The following is a 20,241-nucleotide window of genomic DNA, read 5'->3' as shown; positions in this document are numbered from 1 at the left end:
CTCCTCCTGAATTACTTCAGCAGATTATCCAACTGATTAATATCGTCATTGTTCCGCAGGTGCGGCACCTTCCAGCCGTGCTGATCGTAATCGGCCAGGCACTTGTCGACCATCTGCATCATGCGATCCATGTTGCCAGATCCCTGCGCATGGCGCAGGCACTGCAGGCGGATCTCATCCTGGCTGCCGGCGTAGTTGATCTCATACAGCTCGTGGCGCCCGCCGAACTCGCTGCCGATCGCATCCCACATCAGTTTGAGGATCTTGATGCGCTCGACGTGATCCATGCCGTCCGATCCGCGCACGTAGCGCGCCAGGTACTTGTCGATCTCCGGGTTGTTCATGTCGCGCACGCTGGACGGCAGATAGATCAGGCCGCTGGTGACGTTCTTCTCGATGATGTGTTTCACCTTGGTGTAGGCCATCGGCGCCATCACGCGGTAGGTTTGCAGCGCGGCGGAATCCGGCAGGTAAGCGCCGTTTTCCCATTGCGTGGCTTCGGCGCACATCGCGTCGCTCAGCGACCAGAACAGGTTGCGCCAGGCCACCACTTCACCCAGATCGGCCTGCACGCCGCGGAACTCCAGCACGCCGGTGCACGAGAGGCTCTTTTGCAGCAGCGCGGTGATGAAATCCATCTTCACCGCCAGACGCACGCAGGCCTGCAGCGGGAACAGCCGGGCGAAACCGCCCTGGGTGCTCCAGCGGCGACAGCGGTCGAAATCGCGGTAGATCAGCACGTTTTCCCACGGGATCAGCACATGATCCATGATCAGGATCGCGTCGTTCTCGTCGAAGCGGCTGGTCAGCGGGTAGTCGAACGGCGAACCGGTGGCGCCGGCCACCAGCTCGTAGGAGGCGCGCGAAATCAGCTTCACCCCTTCGGCATCCATCGGCGCCACGAACATCAGCGCAAAGTCAGGATTATCGCCCATCACCTGCGCCGAACCGAAACCGATGAAGTTGTAGTGGGTCAACGCCGAGTTGGTAGCCACCACTTTGGCGCCGCTGACGATGATGCCAGCGTCGGTTTCTTTCTCCACCTGAATGTAGACGTCCTTCACCTCGTTGACCGGCTTATGACGATCGATCGGCGGGTTGACGATAGCGTGGTTGAAATAGAGCCCGGTTTCCTGAATGCGTTTGTACCAGTGGCGCGCGTTGTCGGCGAACTGGCCGTAGAACTCCGGATAAGCGCCCAGCGCGCAGCCGAAGGCCGCCTTATAATCCGGCGTGCGCCCCATCCAACCGTAGCTTTGGCGCGACCAGTCGGCGATGGCGTCACGCTGCTGGCGCATCTCTTCCGGGCTGCGGGCATAGCGGAAGAACTTGTGGGTGTAACCGCCGTTGCCGGTGTCGGTATTCCAGCACAGGCGATCCTGGCTGGCCGGATCGTGCAGCGCGTCGTACAGCTGGCCGACCGAGGCCGCCGCATTGCGGAACGCCGGGTGGGTGGTGACGTCTTTTACGCGTTCGCCGTAAATGTAGATTTCGCGGCTGTCCTGCAAACTTTTCAGGTACTCGGCGCCGGTGAACGGACGCTTGCTGTCGGCACGAAAGTCTTCTGGTTTCATCGGGTCTTCCTCGTAATCGGCATTTTTCAGGCCGTGGAGTCGGCCATTTGTTAAAATAATGTTTTCTTTTGGTTGCTTAATTGAAGCTGCCAAAGCCGGTTTCGAGAAGAGACTTTTGCGGCAATCGCCGGTACTTTTCAGGTCAGTTTGCCGCTTTCGCGGCAAACTGTGATCGCGGTTACGAAAGGGCGTGTTGCGCCGCGCGGTAGGTTGAAGGGGAACAGCCTTCCAGCCGATTGAAAAAACGGGCGAAATAGGCCGGATCCTTGAAGCCGAGGCTGTAGGCGGTTTCATGCACCGTGCAGGCGCTGAACAGCAGCATGCGCTTAGCCTCGCGCAGCAATCGATCGAAGATCAGCCGCTTGGGCGGCCGGTTGGCGAAGCGCCGACACAGGTCGTTGAGCCGCGATTCGGTCACGCCCAACGCCTGCGCATACTCCGGCACCGGCAGATGCTCGCGGAAACGCTCGTCCACCATCTTGTTGAAGCGTTGAAACAGCTGCAGTTCGCCGCGCACGCCGCTGTTGGCGCTGTCTTCCAGCGCGGTGTTGCGCAGCAGCAGCGTGAACACCGCCTGCGCCAACAGCGCCAGCGTCTGTTCGCGCCCGGCCAGGTTCTGCGCGAACTCGCGGCGGATCAGCGCCCAATAGTGGCTGAGCGCCGTCAGCTCCTGCGGCGCATCGGCCAGCGACAGGCAGATGCCCGGCATGTCCAGCGCCAGATTGCTGCCGGGATACAGGCGCTCCAGCAGCGGCCAAATCAGCTCCTGACGCACCGTCAGCACGTGGCCGTCGCTGTCCGGTTCGGTGAAGAACGCATGCGGCACCGACGGCGGCGTGAGGATGAACAGCGGCGCCTGCACCGAATAGTGCTGATCGTCGAGCTGCAGCTCTATCTTGCCGGTCTCCAGAAAATGCACCTGGAAGAAGCAGTCGTGCCAGTGCACCTGCATGTCGCGGCCGAAGAACGCCGCCAGCCCGGCGAAGGTTTCGTAGTGCACCTCGTCGGCGGCGTAGCGCGCGTCATACTCTTTGCAAATATCGATGTTGGCGATAAAACCGGTACTTTTCCGCACCTCATTACCTCCTGCAATCCTGCCTATCTGCGTATCAAGGCGTCGCTCTCGGGCGCGAATCCTTCATCGGGATGCGCCACACCAGCACGGCGCCGACGATCAACAGCGCCGAGACGAAATACAGCCCGGAGTTGAAGCTGCCGGTCATGTCCTTGAACCAGCCGATCAACAGCGGGCTGAGCGCCGATCCGATATTGCCGGTGGCGTTGATCACCGCGATCCCCACCGCCCGCGCTTCCAGGCTGATCGACTGATCCGGCGTGGTCCAGAAGATCGCCATGGCGGTAAAGGAACCGACCGACGCCATCACGATCCCCAGCAGTTGGATCAGGCTGTGATCGGTGGCGGAAGCCAATAGCCAGCCGGCGGCGGCGAACAGATACGGCAGCGCGGTGTGATGCTTACGCTCCTGCAGCCTGTCGGATCGTTTGCTCCACCACACCATGCCGGCGATGGTGCAGATCTGCGGGATCGCCGCCAGAATGCCGATCGTCACGTTGCTGCTGCCCTGGTTGAAGCTCTGCAGGATCTGCGGCGTCCAGATATTGATCGCGCTCAGGGTGTTGGTCAGGCAGAAATAGGCCAGCGTGTACATCAGCACGATCGGCGTGAAGATCTCGCGCCACAGGCTGCGCTGCTGCAGCGCGCGGTGGCTGCTCGGCCCGTTGGGTTGCACCAGCTGCAGCTTGTCGGCCTCCATCATCGCTTTCAGGCTGGCTTTTTCCTCGTCGGTCAGCCACTTGGCCTTGGCCGGGGTGTCGTCGAGGTAGAACCACACCACCACGCCCAACAGCACCGACGGGATCCCTTCCAGCAGGAACAGCCACTGCCAGCCCTTCAGGTTCATCACCCCGTCCAGCGCCAGAATATAGCCGGAGACCAGCGAACCGATCGCCATGGTCACCGGCATGGCGATCATGAACAAGGCGTTAGCCCGGGCGCGGTAAAACGCCGGGAACCAGTAGGTGAGGTACACCAGAATGCCCGGCAGGAAGCCGGCCTCGGTGATGCCGACGATCATGCGCAGCACATACAGGCTGGTCGGCCCGGTGGCGAACATCGTGCAGGTGGAAGCGATGCCCCACAGCACCATGATGGTGGCGATCCAGCGCCGCGCGCCGACCCGGCTCAGCATCATGTTGCTCGGAATGCCGAAGATCACGTAGGTGGCATAGAACAGCGTCGCCGCCAGCCCGAACATGGTCGAGCTGAGGCCGAGATCCTTGCCCATCGTCAGCCCGGCGAAGCCGATGTTGATGCGGTCGAGGAAAGAGAAAACAAACAACACGAACAGGAAAATAATCAGGCGCCGAAACAACTTTTTAATCACCGATTGCTCGGCGGCGGTTAACGCTTTATGTTGCTGCGCCGGGTTGGCCGGCGGCAGCGAATCGACGTGGTTCATGGTTCAGTAGACTCCCGATGAAGGCGCTTGCGCCCCGCCCTGTTTGAACTCGTTCGCCAGGGCTTCCGCCGCCCGCGCCAGCAGGGTGGTATCCACTCCTACCGCGACGAACAGCGCGCCGGCTTCCAGATAGCGCTGCGCCAGCGCCTTGTTGGCCATCAAAATGCCCGGCGCCTTGCCGGCAGCGCGGATGCGCGCAATGGCGTCATCGATGGTGCGCTGCACCTCCGGATGCTGCGGATTACCGGCGAAGCCCATGTCGGCGCTGAGATCCGCCGGGCCGATAAACACGCCGTCCACCCCTTCCACCTGCAGGATCGCCTCCAGGTTTTTCACCGCCTCGCGGGTTTCAATCTGCACCAGCACGCACATCTGCTCGTCGGCCTGCTGCAGGTAATCGGGCACTCGGTTCCAGCGCGAGGCGCGCGCCAGGGCGCTGCCGACGCCGCGCACGCCATGCGGCGGATAGCGCGTGGCGCGCACCGCGTCGCGCGCCTGTTCGGCGTTCTGAATCATCGGGATCAATAAGGTTTGCGCGCCGACGTCCAGCAACTGCTTGATGATCACCGCATCGTTCCACGGCGGCCGCACCACCGGCTGACTCGGGTAAGGGGCGACCGCCTGCAGCTGCCCCAGCACCGTCTGCACGTTGTTGGGCGCATGTTCGCCGTCGATCAGCAGCCAGTCGAAACCGGCGCCGGCCAACAGTTCGGCGCTGTAGCTGCTGCACAGCCCGAGCCACAGCCCGATCTGCGGGCGTTTTTCCTGCAGCGCTCGCTTGAAGTGGTTGGTTAACATCGCATTCTCCCTGACAAGCGGGCGCGGCGCGTGGCCCCCGCCCGGTTATTGCGGCTCGGTTCGCCGAGCCTGCTTATTAGACGAAGCGGCAGCTGATGCAGCCCATCGGGCCGTAATCGACGTGGAAAGTATCGCCGCGCCGCGCCGGCACCGGCCGGGTGAAAGAACCGCCGAGGATCACCTGCCCCGCTTCCAGCTCCACCTCATACGGCGCCAGCTTGTTGGCCAGCCAGGCCACGCCGTTAGCCGGATGATTGAGCACCGCCGCCGCCACGCCGGACTCTTCAATCACGCCGTTGCGGTACAGCAGCGCAGAGATCCAACGCAGATCCAGCGCATCCGGCTTGATCGGCCGCCCACCCATCACCACCCCGGCGTTGGCGGCGTTGTCGGAGATGGTGTCGAACACCTTGCGCGGCCGCTGCGTCTCGGGATCGACGTTGTGGCTGCGCGCGTCGATGATCTCCAGCGCCGGAATGACGTAGTCGGTGGCGTTGTAGACGTCGAACAGCGTGCAGTTCGGCCCGCGCAGCGGCTTAGCCAGCACGAACGCCAGCTCCACCTCCACCCGCGGCACGATGAAGCGATCGATCGGAATGTCGCTGCCGTCGTTGAAGAACATGTCGTCCAGCAGCGCGCCGTAGTCCGGCTCGGTGATCTGCGAGCTGACCTGCATGGCGCGCGAGGTCAGGCCGATCTTGTGGCCTTTGAGCGCGCGCCCCTCGGCGATCTTCAGCTCCACCCACTGCCGCTGAATGGCATAGGCGTCTTCAATGGTGATCTCGGGATGATCGAGCGACAGCGCGCGGATCTGCTCACGACTCTTTTCCGCCTGATGCAGGCGCTGCACGGCGCGGTTAACCTGCTCTTTATCCAGCATTTACGACCCCTTATTCACGCTTTATTGAACAGCGCGTGGACATTGTTCTGTTTGTAATTCAGCACCGGATCCAGCTCTTCCATGGTGAAAGAGAGCGCCAGGTAACGCTGCGCCATCAGCGCGGCGAAGTGTTCCTTGATCAGCGCAAACAGCATCTCGCCCACCTGCTGACGGCTTTCCAGACTGCGGCCGTGGCCGATTTTCAACGTCATGTGCACGAAGGCGTAATCCTGCTTGCCGTCGGCCATCTGCCAGGTATCGAGCCAGATGGCCCGGCTGCGCACGCCGGCCAGCGGGAAGATGCCGGTCGCCGCCAGCGCCTCGTTAACCTTGGCGAACAGGGTAGGCAAATCCGCCTCGCGGCGGATGTTGTCGGTACATTCAGCGTAAAAATGGGGCATTCACACACCTCAGGCTTCAGCGGGCAAAGGGAACACGGCGTTGACCTGCCCGGTGCCGGAACTGGCGAACAGCGGGGTGATGAACTCCACCTTGCCGTCGTATTTGTCCCAGCCGAGCAGGCCCAGCAGCATCACGGTGTCGTGCATGTTGCCTTCGCCGTAGCAATAATCGGCATACTCCGGCAGCATTTCGCAGAACTCGCGAAAGCGCCCCTCTTCCCAGAGCTTGACCACCCGTTCGTCCATTTGCTGGTCGAACTGACGGGTGTAGCTGTTCATGCCCTCTTCGGCGCGCTGATCGTCGATAAAGCGGTGCGACAGCGAGCCGCTGGCCAGCACCGCCACGGTGCCGTCGTATTTCTCGATGGCGCTTTTGAGCGCCTCGCCCAGCCGGCGGCTGTCGGCGAAGTCATGCACGGTGCAAAACGCCGAGATCGACACCACCTTGAAATGCTTGTCGGCGTTCATGTAACGCATCGGCACCAGCGTGCCGTATTCCAGCTTCAGGCTCGGGATGTCGTGCGCCTTGGCGCGTACGCCCCGCTTGCAGGCCTCATCGGCGATCAGTTGGCCCAGCGCCGGGTTGCCGTCGTAGTCGTAAGTCATGTCGCGGATGAAATGCGGCAGCTCGTTGCTGGTGTACACGCCGGAGAAATGCGCGCTGCAGTTGATGTGATAGGCGCTGTTCACCAGCCAGTGGGTGTCGAACACCACGATGGTGTCGACGCCCATCTCGCGGCAACGCGCGCCGATCTCTTTATGGCCGTCGATGGCCGCCTGCCGGCAGCCAAAGTTTTTCCCAGGGATTTCCGACAGATACATCGATGGCACATGTGTAATCTTGGCGGCTAACGCTAACTTACCCATAAGTCCTCACATGAAACAAAAATGATTCCGTGAACGATGCCGGGGCCTGATTAAACGCCCCAGCGTGGGATCGGGTGATCACCCATGGAAATGCACACGTTCTTCATCTCGGCGAACACTTCGAAGCTGTATTCCCCGCCTTCGCGGCCGGTGCCGGAGGCTTTCACGCCGCCGAACGGTTGGCGCAGATCGCGTACGTTTTGGGTGTTGACGAAAACCATGCCCGCTTCGATGCCGCGGGCCAGGCGCAGAACCTTGCTCACATCCTGCGTCCAGATGTACGACGCCAGGCCGTACTCCACGTCGTTGGCCATGCGCAGGCCGTCTTCTTCTGATTTGAACGGCAGCAGGCAGGCCACCGGCCCGAAGATCTCCTCCTGCGCCACGCGCATCCGGTTGTCGACATCCGCCAACACCGTCGGGCGCAGGAAGTTGCCGTGGCTCAAGCCGGCCGGTTTATCCGGGCCGCCGGCCAACAGGGTCGCCCCTTCCTCCACCCCGAGGCGGATATAGCCGGAGACTTTTTCCCAGTGCTGCGGGCTGATCAACGCGCCCACCTGGGTGTTGGGATCTTGCGGATCGCCGACGCGCAGACGGTTGGCGCGCTCGGCGAAACGTTTGACGAATTCCGGGTAGATACTCTCCTGAATGAAGATGCGCGAACCGGCGGTGCAGCGTTCGCCGTTGATCGAGAAGATGGTGAACAGCGCGGCGTCGAGCGCCCGCTCGATGTCGGCGTCTTCAAAGATCAGCACCGGCGACTTGCCGCCGAGCTCCATGGAGAATTTCTTCAGCCCGGCGCTTTCGATGATGCGCCGGCCGGTGGCGGTGCCGCCGGTGAAGGAGACCGCGCGCACGTCTTTATGGCGCACCAATGCGTCGCCGGCGGTGGCGCCGTAGCCCTGCACCACGTTCAGCACCCCGGCCGGAATGCCGGCTTCCAGCGCCAGCTCGCCCAGGCGATCGGCGGTCAGCGGCGACAGTTCGGACATCTTCAGCACCGCCGTGTTGCCCAGCGCCAGGCAAGGCGCGGTTTTCCAGGTGGCGGTCATGAACGGCACGTTCCACGGCGATACCAGCGCGCATACCCCCACCGGCTGCACCAGCGTGTAGTTGAGCATCTTGTCGTCCACCGGGTAGGTCTTGCCGTTCATCTGCTGGCACACCTCGGCGAAGAATTCGAAGTTGTGCGAGGCGCGCGGGATCAGCACGTTTTTGGTCTGATGGATCGGCAGACCGGTATCGGCGGTTTCCATTTCGGCGATCTGCGGCACGTTCTGGTCGATCAGTTCACCCAAACGGCGCATCAGGCGCGCGCGCTCTTTCATCGGCGTATTCGCCCACTTGGGGAACGCCTCTTTCGCCGCGGCCACCGCCTGGTCTATCTCCAGCTGGCCGCCGGAGGCCACTTCCGCCAGCACCTCGCCGTTCGCCGGGTTGGTGGTGGTGAAATACTCTTTGCTGGCGACGTTCTTACCGTTGATCCAGTGGTTGATGGTTTTCATCGCAGGCTCTCCTCGTAATCTTTTTCACTGATAATGTGGTTAACCAAACGGCCGATGCCTTCGATCTCCACCACCACTTCGTCGCCCGGCTGCACGTCGGCCAGCCCTTTCGGCGTGCCGGTGGCGATCATGTCGCCCGGCTGCAGCGTCATGAATTCGCTCAGGTAGGCGATCAGGAACGGAATGTCGAAAATCATGTCGGCGGTGCTGCCGCGCTGGCGCAGCTCACCGTTGACGTAGGTGCTGAGCGCCAGCCGATGCGGATCGGCGACGTCGTCGCGATCGACGATATACGGCCCGATCGGCGTCAGGGTGTCGCGGCTCTTCACCCGCAGATTCGGCCGGTAGTAGTTCTCCAGGTAGTCGCGGATGGCGTAGTCGTTGCACAGGGTGTAACCCGCCACATACTCCATGGCGCGCTCGCGACTGACGTTGCGCGCGGTCTTGCCGATCACCGCCACCAGCTCGGCTTCGTAATGCATGTACTCCACGCCGGCCGGACGCACCGACACCTGACGGTGGCCGGTCAGGGTGTTCGGCGCCTTGAGGAACACCAGCGGCTCTTCCGGCGCTTTAAATTCCAGCTCGCTGGCGTGGTCGGCATAGTTCAGTCCCAGGGCGAACACCGTGCCCTGCGCCGGCGGCAGCCATTCCACTTCACGCTCCTGCAGCACCTCGCCGTTCGGCAGCGTGACGCGCAGCTGGTCATCTACCTGAACGTTGACGATCTGGCCATGATGGCGAATACGGGCATGTTTCATGATGCGGCTCCTGCCTGGGTGACGCGGTTGGTCAACGTGGGCAGGCCGGCGGCGCGCACCGTCACCTCATCCCCCGGTTTGATCGCCACCCGCTGGTGCGGGGTGCCTATCAGCACCGCATCGCCCGGCTGCAGGGTGATGAAATCGCTGATGGCGGCGATCAGCTCCGGTACCGCGCGCACCAGATCGGCGGTGGACCAGCGATCCTGCTCCACGCCGTTGATCTCGGTGACGATCTCCAGCCGATCGGCGTTCTCCAACTGCCCCATCTCCCCCAGCGGGCAGAAGCCGTCGCGGCATTTGGCCTTGATCGCCGGGCGATAGAAGCTGCTCTCCGGCAGGCTGACGTCGTTGGCCAGCGCGTAACCGGCCAGATAACGGCTCACCTGCGCCGCCGGCACCTTGCGCGCGGTGTCGCCGATGATCACCGCCAGCGTGCCGCCGCTCTGCACGGTTTCACCGGCCGGAAACGGGATCGCCCCGCCGTTGGCGAGGTGGGTATTGCGCGGTTTGATAAACCACACCGGGGTTTTGGGCGGGGTTTGATACGGCTGCTGGTGAAACGCCTGATCCCAGGCGTCCAGTTGGCTGCGGTGGTTCAGCGCAACGGAAAATACGGTGCCTTTCATGCGAACTCCTCCAATGGCAAAAACATGACAACCGGCATTCATTAATATATTAATGATTACTTTTATACGCTGTGCAGCTTTTACGCAACGCGCTTGGAGTGATTTGTGATCGTGATAACAAAATATTCACAAATTACGAACATTAGCGTGATTATTCAATGCATTAACCATTTTTCACGCCATTTTTAGCTGCGCCTCGCATTTTTGCTTTATCCCTACGGGTAACTTTGGCTACTATTAAGTTATTAACAAAATCGGGCTTTGCGGGGCAGGCGCCCCCATAACGAGCGCCGTAACAACGAACACCTTGATAGCTAAGGCCAAACTTATGCATGAATCGTTAACCATCGCCCTGCTGCAGGCGCGTGAAACCGCCATGGGGTTCTTCCGCCCGATCCTGAAAAGCCACAATCTCACCGAGCAGCAGTGGCGCATCATCCGCGTGCTGGCCAACAGCCGTTCGATCGAATTCCACGAACTGGCGGCGGAAACCTGCATCCTGCGTCCCAGCCTGACCGGCATTCTGTCGCGCATGGAGCGCGATAAGCTGATCTTCCGCCTTAAACCGGTCAACGATCAGCGCAAGCTGTACGTGTCTCTGACCCAGCAGGGTCAGGAGCTGTATGAAGTAGCGCGCCATCAGGTGGAACAAGGCTACGCCGAGATTGAAGCCGCTTTCTCGCGGCAAAAAATGGACCAGCTGATGACGTTGCTGGACGAGCTGATCACCCTGGGCGACAGCCTGCCAGCCAACGTCACCGCGCATCCCGCCAAGAAGTGATTTAACCAACCGGAATTCTCACATTAATTGGCGTTGCAGCCAGGCGGCCAAGGCGTAAATCCCCAGTCGCTTACTCAAGTAAGCGACTGGGGTACGTGGCTGCGTCAAGTAAGCAGAGTATTCGTTTCCGGCAACAGCGCGCCGCCGTCCACCACCAGCGTCTGGCCGGTGATGTAGGCCGCCGCCGGCGAGGCGAGAAACACCATCGCCGCGGCGATGTCTTCCGGTTCCCCCAGCCGCCCGAGCGGCACCGCGGCGGCGATCGCCTGATTCACCTGCGCGTCGCCCAGGTTGGCCATCGCCGGCGTGCGGATCATCCCCGGCTCCACGCCGTTGACGCGAATGTTCTCCGCCGCCAACTCCAGCGCCGCCGCGCGAATAAAGCCGTTTACCCCGGCCTTGGAGGCGGCGTAATGCGCCAGCCCCGGATACGCCACCCGCGGGCCGGTCACCGACGAGGTCACCAGCAGGCTGCCGCCGCCGGCGCGGCGCATCCACGGCAGCGCCGCCTGCGCCAGAAAGAACGGCGCCATCAGATTGACGCTCAGCGTGCGTTGCAACAGGGCCGCGTCGATGGCGGTAAACGGCGTCAGCGGAAAATAGGCGGCGTTGTGGATCACCACGTCCAGCCGTTGGTGCCGCTCGCCCACCGCCGCCACCAACTCGGCAATCTGCCCCGGCTCGGCCAGATCGCAGGCCAGCGCCTGCACTTTCCCCCTTCGCCCCGCAGCGTTTGCGCCGCCGCCTGCGCCTGCGGCAGCTGCACGTCCGCGATCGTCACCTCGGCGCCAAGCCGGGCAAAGGCGCTGACGATCGCCAGCCCAATGCCCTGCGCGCCGCCGGTCACCAGCACCGCCTGCCCGGCGAAGGCCTCGGCCGCATAGGTTGCGCTCATCGCCCTATCCTCGCGGGTGGCGCGTGGTGTTGAGCACCTGCGCGTGGGCACCGACCGCAAAGTTGCTCAGCGCGCTGAAATCGCTGCCCTGATAACCGAGGATCTTGCCGTCGGTGCGCATGCCCTGCAGATCGATCATCACCACGCCCAGCGTCGGAATGATCTTCTCGCGCCAGACGAACAGATAAAGCTGCTCCGCCACCTTCACGTAGTGGCAGCGATCGACGTCCGCCAGCCCCTTCTCCACCCCGTCCAGACACTGCCAGGCGTAGAAGTTGTCGTTCAGGTAGATGTGCTCGTACCGTTCGGTCGGGCTGTAGGTGTACATGTTGCGCATGCCGATCAGCTCATCGGTAAAGCCCGGCGGCGCCACGTCGGCGTCATCCAGCGTGCCGAAGCGGAATTCGGCCTCGACCGCGGTCAGCGGCAGCCCCTGCTCCACCCGGCTAAAGGCGTCGAGCCGCGCCTGCGCTTCGTCCGGCAGCTGGCCGTATACCGCAGTGAAGTTGCCCTGATTGCGGTCGCATACCAGCGTAATGCTGGCGTTGGCGCGGGCGGGATCGAGAAAATCGATGAACAGCACGCCGGGGTGAATGCTGGTGGCGCGATAGGCGATACCGCGCCGCTCCCCCCACTCCAGCGTCTGCGCATCGGTAAACCGACAGCGCTGCGTCGCGCCGTCGCTGAAACGCAGCGTCAGCGTGGTGCCCGCCAGGCCGTGCTGGCGTTCCAGCGTATTGCTGTGCGGCGCAAAGCCTTCCGCCAGCGCGCCAACCTGAATGAATACCGCTTCTGAACTCATGGAATGCTCCTTACAGGGAAGTGAAAGCCAGGGTCGGCACATCGACAATGGTGGAGCCGCCGTCGGCCACCAGCGCCGCGCCGGTAATGATTGAAGCTTCGCTGGAGCAGAGGAAACGGCAGACGCGGGCGATCTCCTCGGCGCTGGCCGGCCGGCGCAGCGGCACGTCGCGGCAGACCATCTGGTAAGCCTGTTCCAGCGAAATCTGATGGGCGTCCATCAACAGCTGCATCTCTTCGTCCGCCATCGGCGTGGTCACCCAGCCCGGGCACACCGCGTTGGCGCGCACGCCCAGCGGGCCATAGTCGCGGGCGATGGAGCGCATCAGGCCGATCAGCGCGTGCTTGGCGGTGACGTAGCCGCAGACCTCCGGCCCGGCGGCCAGCGAAGCGATAGAGGCCACGAACAGCAGGTTGCCGCCGCTTTTAATCAGCTCCGGCAGGCAGGCGCGCGCGCTGGCGAAAGCGCTGTTGAGGTTGCTGTCCATCGCCCCTTGCCACTGCGCGTCGCTCATCTCGGTAATGCGCTTGAAGCCCATGCCGCCGGCGCTGCCGATCAGGCAGTCGATGCGCCCGGCGTCGCGCAGAATCGCCGGCAGCAGCGTGTGGGCCCAGCTCTCGCCGCTGGCGGCGTCGCCCACCAGCGCCTGCGCGCCGATCTCTTGCGCCAGCGCCGCCAACGGTTCCGGGCGGCGGCCGATGATGAACACCCGATCGCCCTGCGCCGCCAGCAAACGGGCGCAGGCAGCGCCGACGCCGGTGCCGCCGCCGGTAATCACAACCACTCTATTCATGATTCAGCTTCTCCATCAGTTGGCCGATCATCAGCAGGCTGCTCAACAGCAACCGCCGCTGTTCGGCATCCAGCCGCAGATAGCGGCGGCCGGCCGGCACGCGGCTGACCACCTCCGAGGCGGCGAAATGCTCGATATCCGCCTGCCAGCGCCCGTCGTTCACCGTCAGCCGCACGCGGCGAAAATCCAGCTGCGCCAGCGTCTCGCCGATCTGCGGGTAGCGCAGCAGGCCGTCCAACAGCCGCTGCGCGGCCGCATGGCGCTGGCGCAGCAGATAGCGCACTCCGCGCCGCCGCAGCCAGCCGCCGGTCACCACGTCCAGCGTCAGCGGAGGCTGCGCTGTGCACGTGCCCTGCAACCGAAAGCGGTGGCTGACGATATGCGCCATAAACAGCCCCTGCACCTGTTCGCTGACCTCGATCTGCGGCCCCTGCGGCAGCGTCAGCCGCAGCAGGCCCGGCGCCAGGCGTTCGCACGCGTAGGGTTCCAGGTTGCGCGCCAGACGGTCCAGCGCGGCGCCCGGCCGATAGCCCGACGGCGCTCGCCGCCAGGCGCGATTAAGTGAGGGAAGTAAGCCGATCAAACTGCGCCTCCTCGTTTTCGCCCTTGGCGAACGCGTTCTCCAGCACCTGCTCGACCGGCACCGGCTTAAACGGATTCACTTTCTGCACGCACAGCGTCCAGAACAGCGCATAGGCAGCGGTCAGGCCGATCATCCAGCCGAAGGGAATGTAGACGTCGCGCGGATTCATCCCCGGCGGCGTGATGTAAACGATGGCCAGCACGATGCCGACGCTGGAGACGATCTGCGGCAGCGGGAACCACGGCGATTTATAGGCGCGCGGCAGATCGGGGCGGCGCAGGCGCAGCAGCACCACCGAGCAGGTCACCAGCAGGTAGGCCACGCCCCAGGCGCACACCGCCGCCAGCACCAGCGGAATGATCTTGTCGAGGTTGCCCTGAATGGCGAAGGCATGTACGCAGGGGATCAAGACCGCCACCAGAATGCCGACCACCGGCGTCTTAAAGCGCGGATGCAGATAAGCGAACATGCGCGGCAGCGCGCCGTCCAGCGCCATGCCGTACAGAATGCGCGGCACCGCCGCCATCAGCGTGTTGATGGTTGCCGCGCCCGCCAGCAGCAGGCCGACGCCCAGCCAGTACTTGCCGAACTGGCCCATCACCTGGCCGGCGAACGCCGGGATGGCCATCGGCGTTTCCAGCAGACGCGTGCCGCTGGCGGCGTCGATCACCACGTTTTCCACCTGGTGGCTGAGCGCCGCGCCGTACAGCGCCATGCATACCGCCACGCCGCACAGCCCGAGCGCCATCGCCCGCGGGATCACCCGATCGCAGCGTTTGATCTCCGGCGCCATCGGCGTCACCAGTTCGCAGCCGACGAACATGAACATCGCCATGCCGATCAGGCTGAACACCGCGAAGGGATCGTTCAGGTTCAACGTGCTGCCGAACCAGCCCTCGAGCGGCACCGCATGCGGCGACAGCAGCCCGACGATGCCAAAAATCACCAGCGTGCTCCACATGGCGAAGGTCAGCACGATCTCCGCCTTGCCGAAGGCCTCGATGCCGAACGCGTTGAGCATGCCGAACACGACAACCAGCCCGACGCCGACCATCCAGGAGACGTTGTGGCTTTCCATCAGGGTGTTGAGGTGTTCGAAGTTCACCAGCGCCATAATGCCGGAGAGAATGGTCTCGGCGGTGCCGGCGAAGATATGCACGATCAGGTAGGCCGACAGCGCGCCGGTGATGGCGAAAAAACGCCCCATGCCGCAGGAAATGTAGTCGTAAACGGAACCGGAGGTCGGCAGCAGCGCCGCCGCTTCGGAGAAGGTGGTGAGCTGCGCCTGCATCATGACGAAAGCGATCAGCATCGCCAGCGCGAAGGTGTCGCCGCCGATGCCAAAGCCGCTGGTGACGGTCAGGATCACCGGGCTGGCCATGATCACCCCGACCGAACTGGCCAGGGTGGTGGGAAAGCCGACCTTGCCTCGAGCCAGGTGGGCGTGCAACCGCGACGACAGGTTCATGGTTATTTCCTCTTATAGTTTTGGCCTGATGCATGCAGGTGCTTGCAGGTTTTTCACCGCCAGCGGCGGTCATCTCACTATAGAGAGGAAAGGAAAATGCTGACTATCGTCCTTAAGGACGAGACGGTTTCAACCTGCGGCCGCGCTCACGGCGGCGCGCTCACTCAGCATGAAGCGGATCGGCTCAGCCCAAGCAAGGTCATCATTTTTTCGTCTTATACGTTTGGCGCCGACTGGCGCTATCTTCAATGCGCAATACAGGAAACGGCGGAAAAGCCTGGCTATCGTTCTTTAGAACGAGGGGCAGCGGAAGCGACGTCGGCTGTAGCACGCGCGCAGCGACGATGGCCTCCCCCGGGCAGGCGTTGAAAAGCGCTGTAAATTCAGCGGGAAAAACGTCGAATTATTTCATTAACCTATTAATGAAAATCGCGATAAATCCGAACAAAAAAGCCCTGATTAACGCAGCGTCATCTTGTTATTTCTGTGTTTTATTGCAATCGGCCTCACGTTGTTAATATGTTTTTATTGTGTTGCCAAATTGCTACAACTATGCTTGTATCGTTCATATATTGACCGCCAACATTCTCCAGATTGAACGATAAAGGGAGGAATACGAATCATGCACAGCACAGCATCCGATGCCTTTATCAACAGTTGTTTGGCGACCATCACGCACCTGATCCCGGTGTCCGCCGGGGTGTTTTATCTGGTCGATCGCGACCTGCGGCCGGATCACTACATCCTGCACGGCATGCCCGATAAAACGCATCAGCAATACCTGAACCACTTCCAGCAAATAGACCCGCTGCAGCCGGCCAACTTCCATCGGCAAGACATCACCATGGTCGGCATGAGTCCGGCGGCGATCGCCGACAACCGCCGCTATTACCACGACTTTATGCTGCCGAACGACATGCGCGACATGACGGAAATTTTCATTCGCCAACGCAAACGCATCGTCGCCGGGGTGTCGTTGATCCGCGATACGCCGTTTACCGAATTGGAGCGCGGCCGCCTGCGCGCGGTGCTGCCGCTGATTGAGCTGGCGACGCGCGATCTGCTGCCCGACAGCGAGGCGCAGCTGCTGACCGCCAAGGAACAAGAGATCGTCAACCTGGTGCGCGAAGGCGCCAGCAATAAGCGCATCGCCCTAAAGCTGGGCATTTCTCTGTCCACGGTGAAAACCCATATGCGCAACATTTTCGCCAAAACCGACGTGGTGAACCGCACCGAACTGGTCGCCGGCGGCTTTCTCGCCCACGGTTAACGCCCAATAACGGCCGCCGCTGCCGACGGCCGGAAAATAACGCCAAAACGTATTCGCCATTTATGGCGCGGCTCCCCCCCTGCCCGCAATCGGGCCGGGCGGGATATTTCATCGTCACTCAACGCTTGGGGAATAAGGTTTATGTCCAGTGATTCGGTTTCCGCGCCCGCCGCCGGCGCGGCGCTCCCCTGCCCGCCGCGGCTGCTGACCGCCATTATCGTCTTCGCCGCCATCGCGCCGGGCATTCTGATGACCGCCCCCGCCGTGGCCGCCCAGCTCGCCGCGCAGTGGCAGCTCGGCCCGGCGCAGATCGGCCGCCTGTTCTCCACCGAACTCGGCGCCATGAGCCTGGCCACGCTGCCGGCGTGGTGGTGGATCGGGCGCATCAACTGGCGGCGGGTCGCTGCGCTGTCGGCGCTGGTGTTTATCGCCGGCAACCTGGCTTCGGCGCTGGTGCAGGATTTCACCCTGCTGCTGCCGCTGCGCTTTATCGCCTCGCTGGCGGGCGGCACCCTGATGATCCTGTGCATCACCTGCGCCGCCGGCACCGCCAATCCCAGCCGCGTCTATGCCTTCTGGGTGCTCGGCCAGCTGGTGCTGGGCGCGGTGGGGCTGCTGGCGCTGCCGCCGCTGTTCGCGCACTTCGGCCTGATGGCGGTCTACCTGATTTTGGCCGCCATCATGCTGTGCTGCCTGCCGCTCATCCCGGCGTTTCCCAACGGTTTCACCGCCGCGCGCAGCGCCCGCAGCGGCCCCGCCGCCTCGCCGACGCGCAAGCTGTGCGCCGTGCTGGCGGTGCTGACCTTTTACATCAGCCTGAGCGCGGTCTGGACCTTTATCGGCGGCATCGCCGCCGGCGCCGGGCTGTCGCCGGCCCACAGCGGCCAGGTGCTGGCCGTCGCCACCTTGCTCGGCATCGTCGGCGCCGGCGCCGCAGCGTTGATCGGCGCGCGCTTCGGCGGCGGGCACCCGATCGCGCTCGGTTACGCCCTGCTGCTGGCCAGCGTGGCGCTGCTGGCGGGTCAACCCTTGCTGCTGCGCTTCGCCCTGGCGGCCCTGCTGTTCAAATTCACCTGGACCTTCGTGCTGCCGTTCATTCTGGCGCGGGTCGCCGGGTTGGATAACGACGGCAAGCTGATGAACGGCATCAACCTGGTGATCGGCGGCGGCATGGCCATCGGCCCGACGCTGGCCGGCTATCTGATCGAATCTTCCGGCGGTTTCAACGCCTTGCTGTTCGGCGCGCTGGGCTGCGCGCTGCTGTCGCTGCTGTTGATTTCGCTGGCTGCACCGCGCGCACCGCGCCGTATAACAGGAGGAGAAAGGTGAAAAGAACAACCGGTTTCTTGTTTGATGAACGCTGTTTCTGGCACAGCACCGGCCTGCACGCCACCACCCTGCCGGTCGGCGGCTGGGTGCAACCGCCCTCGAGCGCCGGCCATGCCGAATCGCCGGAAACCAAACGGCGCATGAAGAACCTGATGGACGTGTCCGGCCTGTCACGCCAGCTCACCCTGCTGAGCGCCGAACCAGCGACGGAAGAAGACCTGCTGCGCATCCACCCCGCCCACTATCTGCAGCGCTTCAAACAGGTGAGCGACAGCGGCGGCGGCCTGCTGGGGGAAGAGGCGCCGCTGGGGCCGGGCAGCTATGAAATCGCCAAACTCTCCGCCGGGCTGGCCTGTGCGGCGGTGGAGGCGGTGCTGCAGGGAGAGCTGGATAATGCCTATGCGCTGTCGCGCCCGCCGGGCCACCACTGCCTGCCGGATCAATCGATGGGCTTCTGCTTCCTGGCCAATATCCCGATCGCCATCGAGCGCGCCAAGGCCCGTTACGGCCTCGGAAAAGTGGCGGTGCTCGACTGGGACGTGCACCACGGCAACGGCACCCAGCACATCTATTGGCGGCGCGGCGACGTGCTGACGCTGTCGCTGCATCAGGACGGCTGCTTCCCGGCGGGCTATTCCGGCGAACAGGATCGCGGTGAAGGCGCCGGGGCGGGCTGCAACGTCAACGTGCCGATGCTGGCCGGCGCCGGCGACGACGGCTACCTGCACGCCATGCGGCGCATCATCATCCCGGCGCTGGAAAAATTCGAGCCGGAAATGATCATCGTCGCCTGCGGTTACGACGCCAACGCGCTCGATCCGCTGGCGCGCATGCAGCTGCACAGCGACAGCTTCCGCGCCATGACCGCGCTGGTGCAGGAGGCCGCCGATCGGCTGTGCGGCGGCAAACTGGTGATGGTGCATGAAGGCGGCTACGCCGAATCCTACGTGCCGTTCTGCGGGCTGGCGGTGATGGAACAGCTGAGCGGCGTGCGCACGGAAGTGCAGGATCCGCTGCTGGCGTTCATCCAGCAACAGCAGCCGCGCGACGCGTTCAACCGCTTCCAGCGCGAAGCGCTCGACGCGTTGGCGCGCCAGTTCGGCCTGTAATCCCCCTCTCTGCGGGCGCCGCACCCGGCGCCCCTGACAACCTCGCCGCCAGCCGCTACGCTGAAGGGCAACCCTACCCACCATGAGAACAATAACATGTCCGAACAAACCGTCAGCTTTATCAAAGGCCGTCACGGCGACATCGCCGTGCACGACTGGGGCAACGACAAGCCGCGCTATCTGGCGCTGCTGGTGCACGGCTACGGCGAGCACCTCGGCCGCTATCAATACGTGGCGCGTACGCTGCAGGCGCAGGGGGCGCGGGTGTTCGGCCCCGACCACCTCGGCCACGGCCTGTCGCAGGGCGAACGCGTGCTGATCGAAGATTATGACGCCGTGGTCGACGACGTGCAGCGCGTGGTCAGCCATTTCCGGCAGCAATACCCCGCCTTGCCGCTGGTGGTGATCGGCCACTCGATGGGCGGCATGATCGCCACCCGCTACGTGCAGCGCTACGGCGAGGAAGTGCGCGCCTTGGTGCTGTCCGGCCCGCTGCTCGGCGACAGAACGGCGATTTCCGATCTGGCCGAACTGCCGACGATCCCCGACGCGCCGCTGGATACCGCCACCCTGGCGCGCGATCCGGCGGTTGGCGCGGCCTATCAGGAAGATCCGCTGGTGTGGCACGGGCCGTTCAAGCGCCCCACCCTGCGCGCCATGCAGCGGATCCTCGCCGCCATCAACGCCGGGCCGGGCTTCGGCGCGCTGCCCACGCTGTGGATCCACGGCGACGACGATCGGCTGGTGCTGCTGAGCGAAACGCAAACCGCGCTCGATCGTCTGCAGGGCGACGATTTCGAACGGATGATCAATGCGGGCGGGCGGCACGAGAGCTTTAACGAAACCAATAAGGATCAGATCCTCACGCGGGTGACCGATTTTATTGCGCGGGCGCTGGGCTAAGGCGTTCCCCCTCAGCATGCTGAGGGGGCATAACAGCGTCAGCCCTCGACGATGGCGAGGTAGTGTTTGACGAAGCGGTCCGAGGTGATGTCCCAGCGCACCGGGGTGCCCTTCTCGACGAACCAGGAGTCGCCGGCCTGATACTGCACCGACTCGCCGGTGCGTTCGTTGGTCAGGGTGGCGCTGCCTTCCCACACCGTGGCGTGCTCGGCGAACGGGTACTCCATCACGAAGCTGCCGCGGGTGCAGCTGAACACGCCGCAGTTCAGGTTGTCGGTCGGCTCGCCGAAGATGCTGGCCACGCCGACGTTTGGCGTGCCGGCGATCACCGTGGCGCCCAGGTTGCTGACGCTGCCGATCTCCAGCAGTTGCGGCAGCGGTTGTTTAAGCAGTAACGGTTTCATGTCATTCTC

General features: G+C 63.4%; 21 protein-coding genes and 1 pseudogene. 6 read left to right on the top strand and 16 right to left on the bottom strand.

The window, feature by feature from the left end; genetic code table 11:
* Positions 1 to 11 precede the first annotated feature (11 nt).
* From hpaB to ACORQT_RS02730, 10 genes are all read right to left on the bottom strand, one after another.
* Complete coding sequence (hpaB, locus tag ACORQT_RS02775; protein ID WP_004933158.1) at positions 12 to 1,574, bottom strand: 4-hydroxyphenylacetate 3-monooxygenase, oxygenase component; 1,563 nt, start codon at positions 1,572 to 1,574, stop codon at positions 12 to 14.
* Between the two features lie 178 nt (positions 1,575 to 1,752).
* Positions 1,753 to 2,649, bottom strand: a complete 897-nt coding sequence (gene hpaA, locus ACORQT_RS02770; RefSeq protein WP_004933161.1) for a 4-hydroxyphenylacetate catabolism regulatory protein HpaA — start codon at positions 2,647 to 2,649, stop codon at positions 1,753 to 1,755.
* 34 nt (positions 2,650 to 2,683) lie between these two features.
* Entirely contained in the window at positions 2,684 to 4,054 is a 1,371-nt protein-coding gene (hpaX, locus tag ACORQT_RS02765; protein WP_021505400.1) for a 4-hydroxyphenylacetate permease, read from the bottom strand.
* A 3-nt stretch (positions 4,055 to 4,057) separates the two neighbouring features.
* Positions 4,058 to 4,852: a 4-hydroxy-2-oxoheptanedioate aldolase gene (gene hpaI, locus ACORQT_RS02760; protein WP_033641769.1), complete on the bottom strand. Its 795-nt coding sequence runs from the start codon at positions 4,850 to 4,852 to the stop codon at positions 4,058 to 4,060.
* 76 nt (positions 4,853 to 4,928) lie between these two features.
* Positions 4,929 to 5,732, bottom strand: coding sequence for a 2-oxo-hept-4-ene-1,7-dioate hydratase (hpaH, locus tag ACORQT_RS02755; RefSeq protein WP_042783642.1), 804 nt, complete (start codon positions 5,730 to 5,732; stop codon positions 4,929 to 4,931).
* 14 nt (positions 5,733 to 5,746) lie between these two features.
* Positions 5,747 to 6,133 carry a 5-carboxymethyl-2-hydroxymuconate Delta-isomerase gene (locus ACORQT_RS02750; RefSeq protein ID WP_004933172.1) on the bottom strand — a complete coding sequence of 129 codons (387 nt, stop codon included), beginning with the start codon at positions 6,131 to 6,133 and terminating at the stop codon, positions 5,747 to 5,749.
* A 9-nt stretch (positions 6,134 to 6,142) separates the two neighbouring features.
* Positions 6,143 to 7,000: a 3,4-dihydroxyphenylacetate 2,3-dioxygenase gene (gene hpaD, locus ACORQT_RS02745; protein WP_015376537.1), complete on the bottom strand. Its 858-nt coding sequence runs from the start codon at positions 6,998 to 7,000 to the stop codon at positions 6,143 to 6,145.
* Positions 7,001 to 7,050: 50 nt separating this feature from the next.
* Positions 7,051 to 8,505 carry a 5-carboxymethyl-2-hydroxymuconate semialdehyde dehydrogenase gene (gene hpaE, locus ACORQT_RS02740; RefSeq protein ID WP_033651367.1) on the bottom strand — a complete coding sequence of 485 codons (1,455 nt, stop codon included), beginning with the start codon at positions 8,503 to 8,505 and terminating at the stop codon, positions 7,051 to 7,053.
* On the bottom strand, positions 8,502 to 9,266 hold the full coding sequence (locus ACORQT_RS02735; RefSeq protein WP_016929192.1) for a fumarylacetoacetate hydrolase family protein: 765 nt from the start codon (positions 9,264 to 9,266) through the stop codon (positions 8,502 to 8,504). The genes hpaE and ACORQT_RS02735 overlap by 4 nt, the downstream gene beginning before the upstream one ends.
* A complete protein-coding gene (locus tag ACORQT_RS02730) occupies positions 9,263 to 9,895 on the bottom strand; it encodes a fumarylacetoacetate hydrolase family protein (protein ID WP_164057716.1) in 633 nt (210 codons plus the stop codon). The genes ACORQT_RS02735 and ACORQT_RS02730 overlap by 4 nt, the downstream gene beginning before the upstream one ends.
* A 328-nt stretch (positions 9,896 to 10,223) precedes the next feature.
* On the opposite strand from ACORQT_RS02730, the gene hpaR reads away from it, so the two are divergent.
* Positions 10,224 to 10,676 (top strand): homoprotocatechuate degradation operon regulator HpaR, encoded by a 453-nt coding sequence (hpaR, locus tag ACORQT_RS02725; protein ID WP_042783637.1) that lies wholly within the window; start codon positions 10,224 to 10,226, stop codon positions 10,674 to 10,676.
* A gap of 104 nt (positions 10,677 to 10,780) precedes the next feature.
* Here the strand turns inward: hpaR and ACORQT_RS02720 are convergent.
* The 5 genes and pseudogenes from ACORQT_RS02720 to ACORQT_RS02700 all read right to left on the bottom strand — a co-directional run bounded on the left by ACORQT_RS02720 (position 10,781) and on the right by ACORQT_RS02700 (position 15,217).
* Positions 10,781 to 11,571, bottom strand: a pseudogene (locus ACORQT_RS02720) (SDR family oxidoreductase).
* Between the two features lie 4 nt (positions 11,572 to 11,575).
* Complete coding sequence (locus ACORQT_RS02715; RefSeq protein WP_042783635.1) at positions 11,576 to 12,373, bottom strand: MoaF C-terminal domain-containing protein; 798 nt, start codon at positions 12,371 to 12,373, stop codon at positions 11,576 to 11,578.
* A 10-nt stretch (positions 12,374 to 12,383) separates the two neighbouring features.
* Entirely contained in the window at positions 12,384 to 13,166 is a 783-nt protein-coding gene (locus ACORQT_RS02710) for an SDR family NAD(P)-dependent oxidoreductase (RefSeq protein ID WP_033641761.1), read from the bottom strand.
* Positions 13,159 to 13,749, bottom strand: coding sequence for a DUF3156 family protein (locus ACORQT_RS02705; RefSeq protein ID WP_089192545.1), 591 nt, complete (start codon positions 13,747 to 13,749; stop codon positions 13,159 to 13,161). Before ACORQT_RS02705 ends, ACORQT_RS02710 begins: the two co-directional genes overlap by 8 nt.
* Entirely contained in the window at positions 13,724 to 15,217 is a 1,494-nt protein-coding gene (locus ACORQT_RS02700) for an APC family permease (RefSeq protein ID WP_164057714.1), read from the bottom strand. Before ACORQT_RS02700 ends, ACORQT_RS02705 begins: the two co-directional genes overlap by 26 nt.
* A gap of 96 nt (positions 15,218 to 15,313) precedes the next feature.
* Between ACORQT_RS02700 and ACORQT_RS02695 the strand changes: the two genes are divergently transcribed.
* The 5 genes from ACORQT_RS02695 to ACORQT_RS02675 all read left to right on the top strand — a co-directional run bounded on the left by ACORQT_RS02695 (position 15,314) and on the right by ACORQT_RS02675 (position 19,828).
* Positions 15,314 to 15,586: a hypothetical protein gene (locus tag ACORQT_RS02695; protein ID WP_139276895.1), complete on the top strand. Its 273-nt coding sequence runs from the start codon at positions 15,314 to 15,316 to the stop codon at positions 15,584 to 15,586.
* A gap of 253 nt (positions 15,587 to 15,839) precedes the next feature.
* A complete protein-coding gene (locus ACORQT_RS02690; RefSeq protein ID WP_033651375.1) occupies positions 15,840 to 16,487 on the top strand; it encodes a helix-turn-helix transcriptional regulator in 648 nt (215 codons plus the stop codon).
* 141 nt (positions 16,488 to 16,628) lie between these two features.
* On the top strand, positions 16,629 to 17,816 hold the full coding sequence (locus ACORQT_RS02685) for an MFS transporter (protein WP_164057713.1): 1,188 nt from the start codon (positions 16,629 to 16,631) through the stop codon (positions 17,814 to 17,816).
* Positions 17,813 to 18,925, top strand: coding sequence for a class II histone deacetylase (locus tag ACORQT_RS02680; RefSeq protein WP_164057712.1), 1,113 nt, complete (start codon positions 17,813 to 17,815; stop codon positions 18,923 to 18,925). The genes ACORQT_RS02685 and ACORQT_RS02680 overlap by 4 nt, the downstream gene beginning before the upstream one ends.
* 96 nt (positions 18,926 to 19,021) lie before the next feature.
* Positions 19,022 to 19,828, top strand: a complete 807-nt coding sequence (locus ACORQT_RS02675; protein ID WP_164057711.1) for an alpha/beta hydrolase — start codon at positions 19,022 to 19,024, stop codon at positions 19,826 to 19,828.
* A 38-nt stretch (positions 19,829 to 19,866) separates the two neighbouring features.
* Here the strand turns inward: ACORQT_RS02675 and ACORQT_RS02670 are convergent, their stop codons facing one another.
* On the bottom strand, positions 19,867 to 20,232 hold the full coding sequence (locus tag ACORQT_RS02670) for a cupin domain-containing protein (protein ID WP_072626673.1): 366 nt from the start codon (positions 20,230 to 20,232) through the stop codon (positions 19,867 to 19,869).
* Positions 20,233 to 20,241 lie beyond the last annotated feature (9 nt).

It is taken from the genome of Serratia sp. (in: enterobacteria) (genome assembly GCF_052400455.1).
In the GTDB taxonomy this organism is placed as follows: Bacteria; Pseudomonadota; Gammaproteobacteria; order Enterobacterales; family Enterobacteriaceae; genus Serratia; species Serratia ureilytica.
This window is presented reverse-complemented; position numbering and strand designations above follow the sequence as displayed.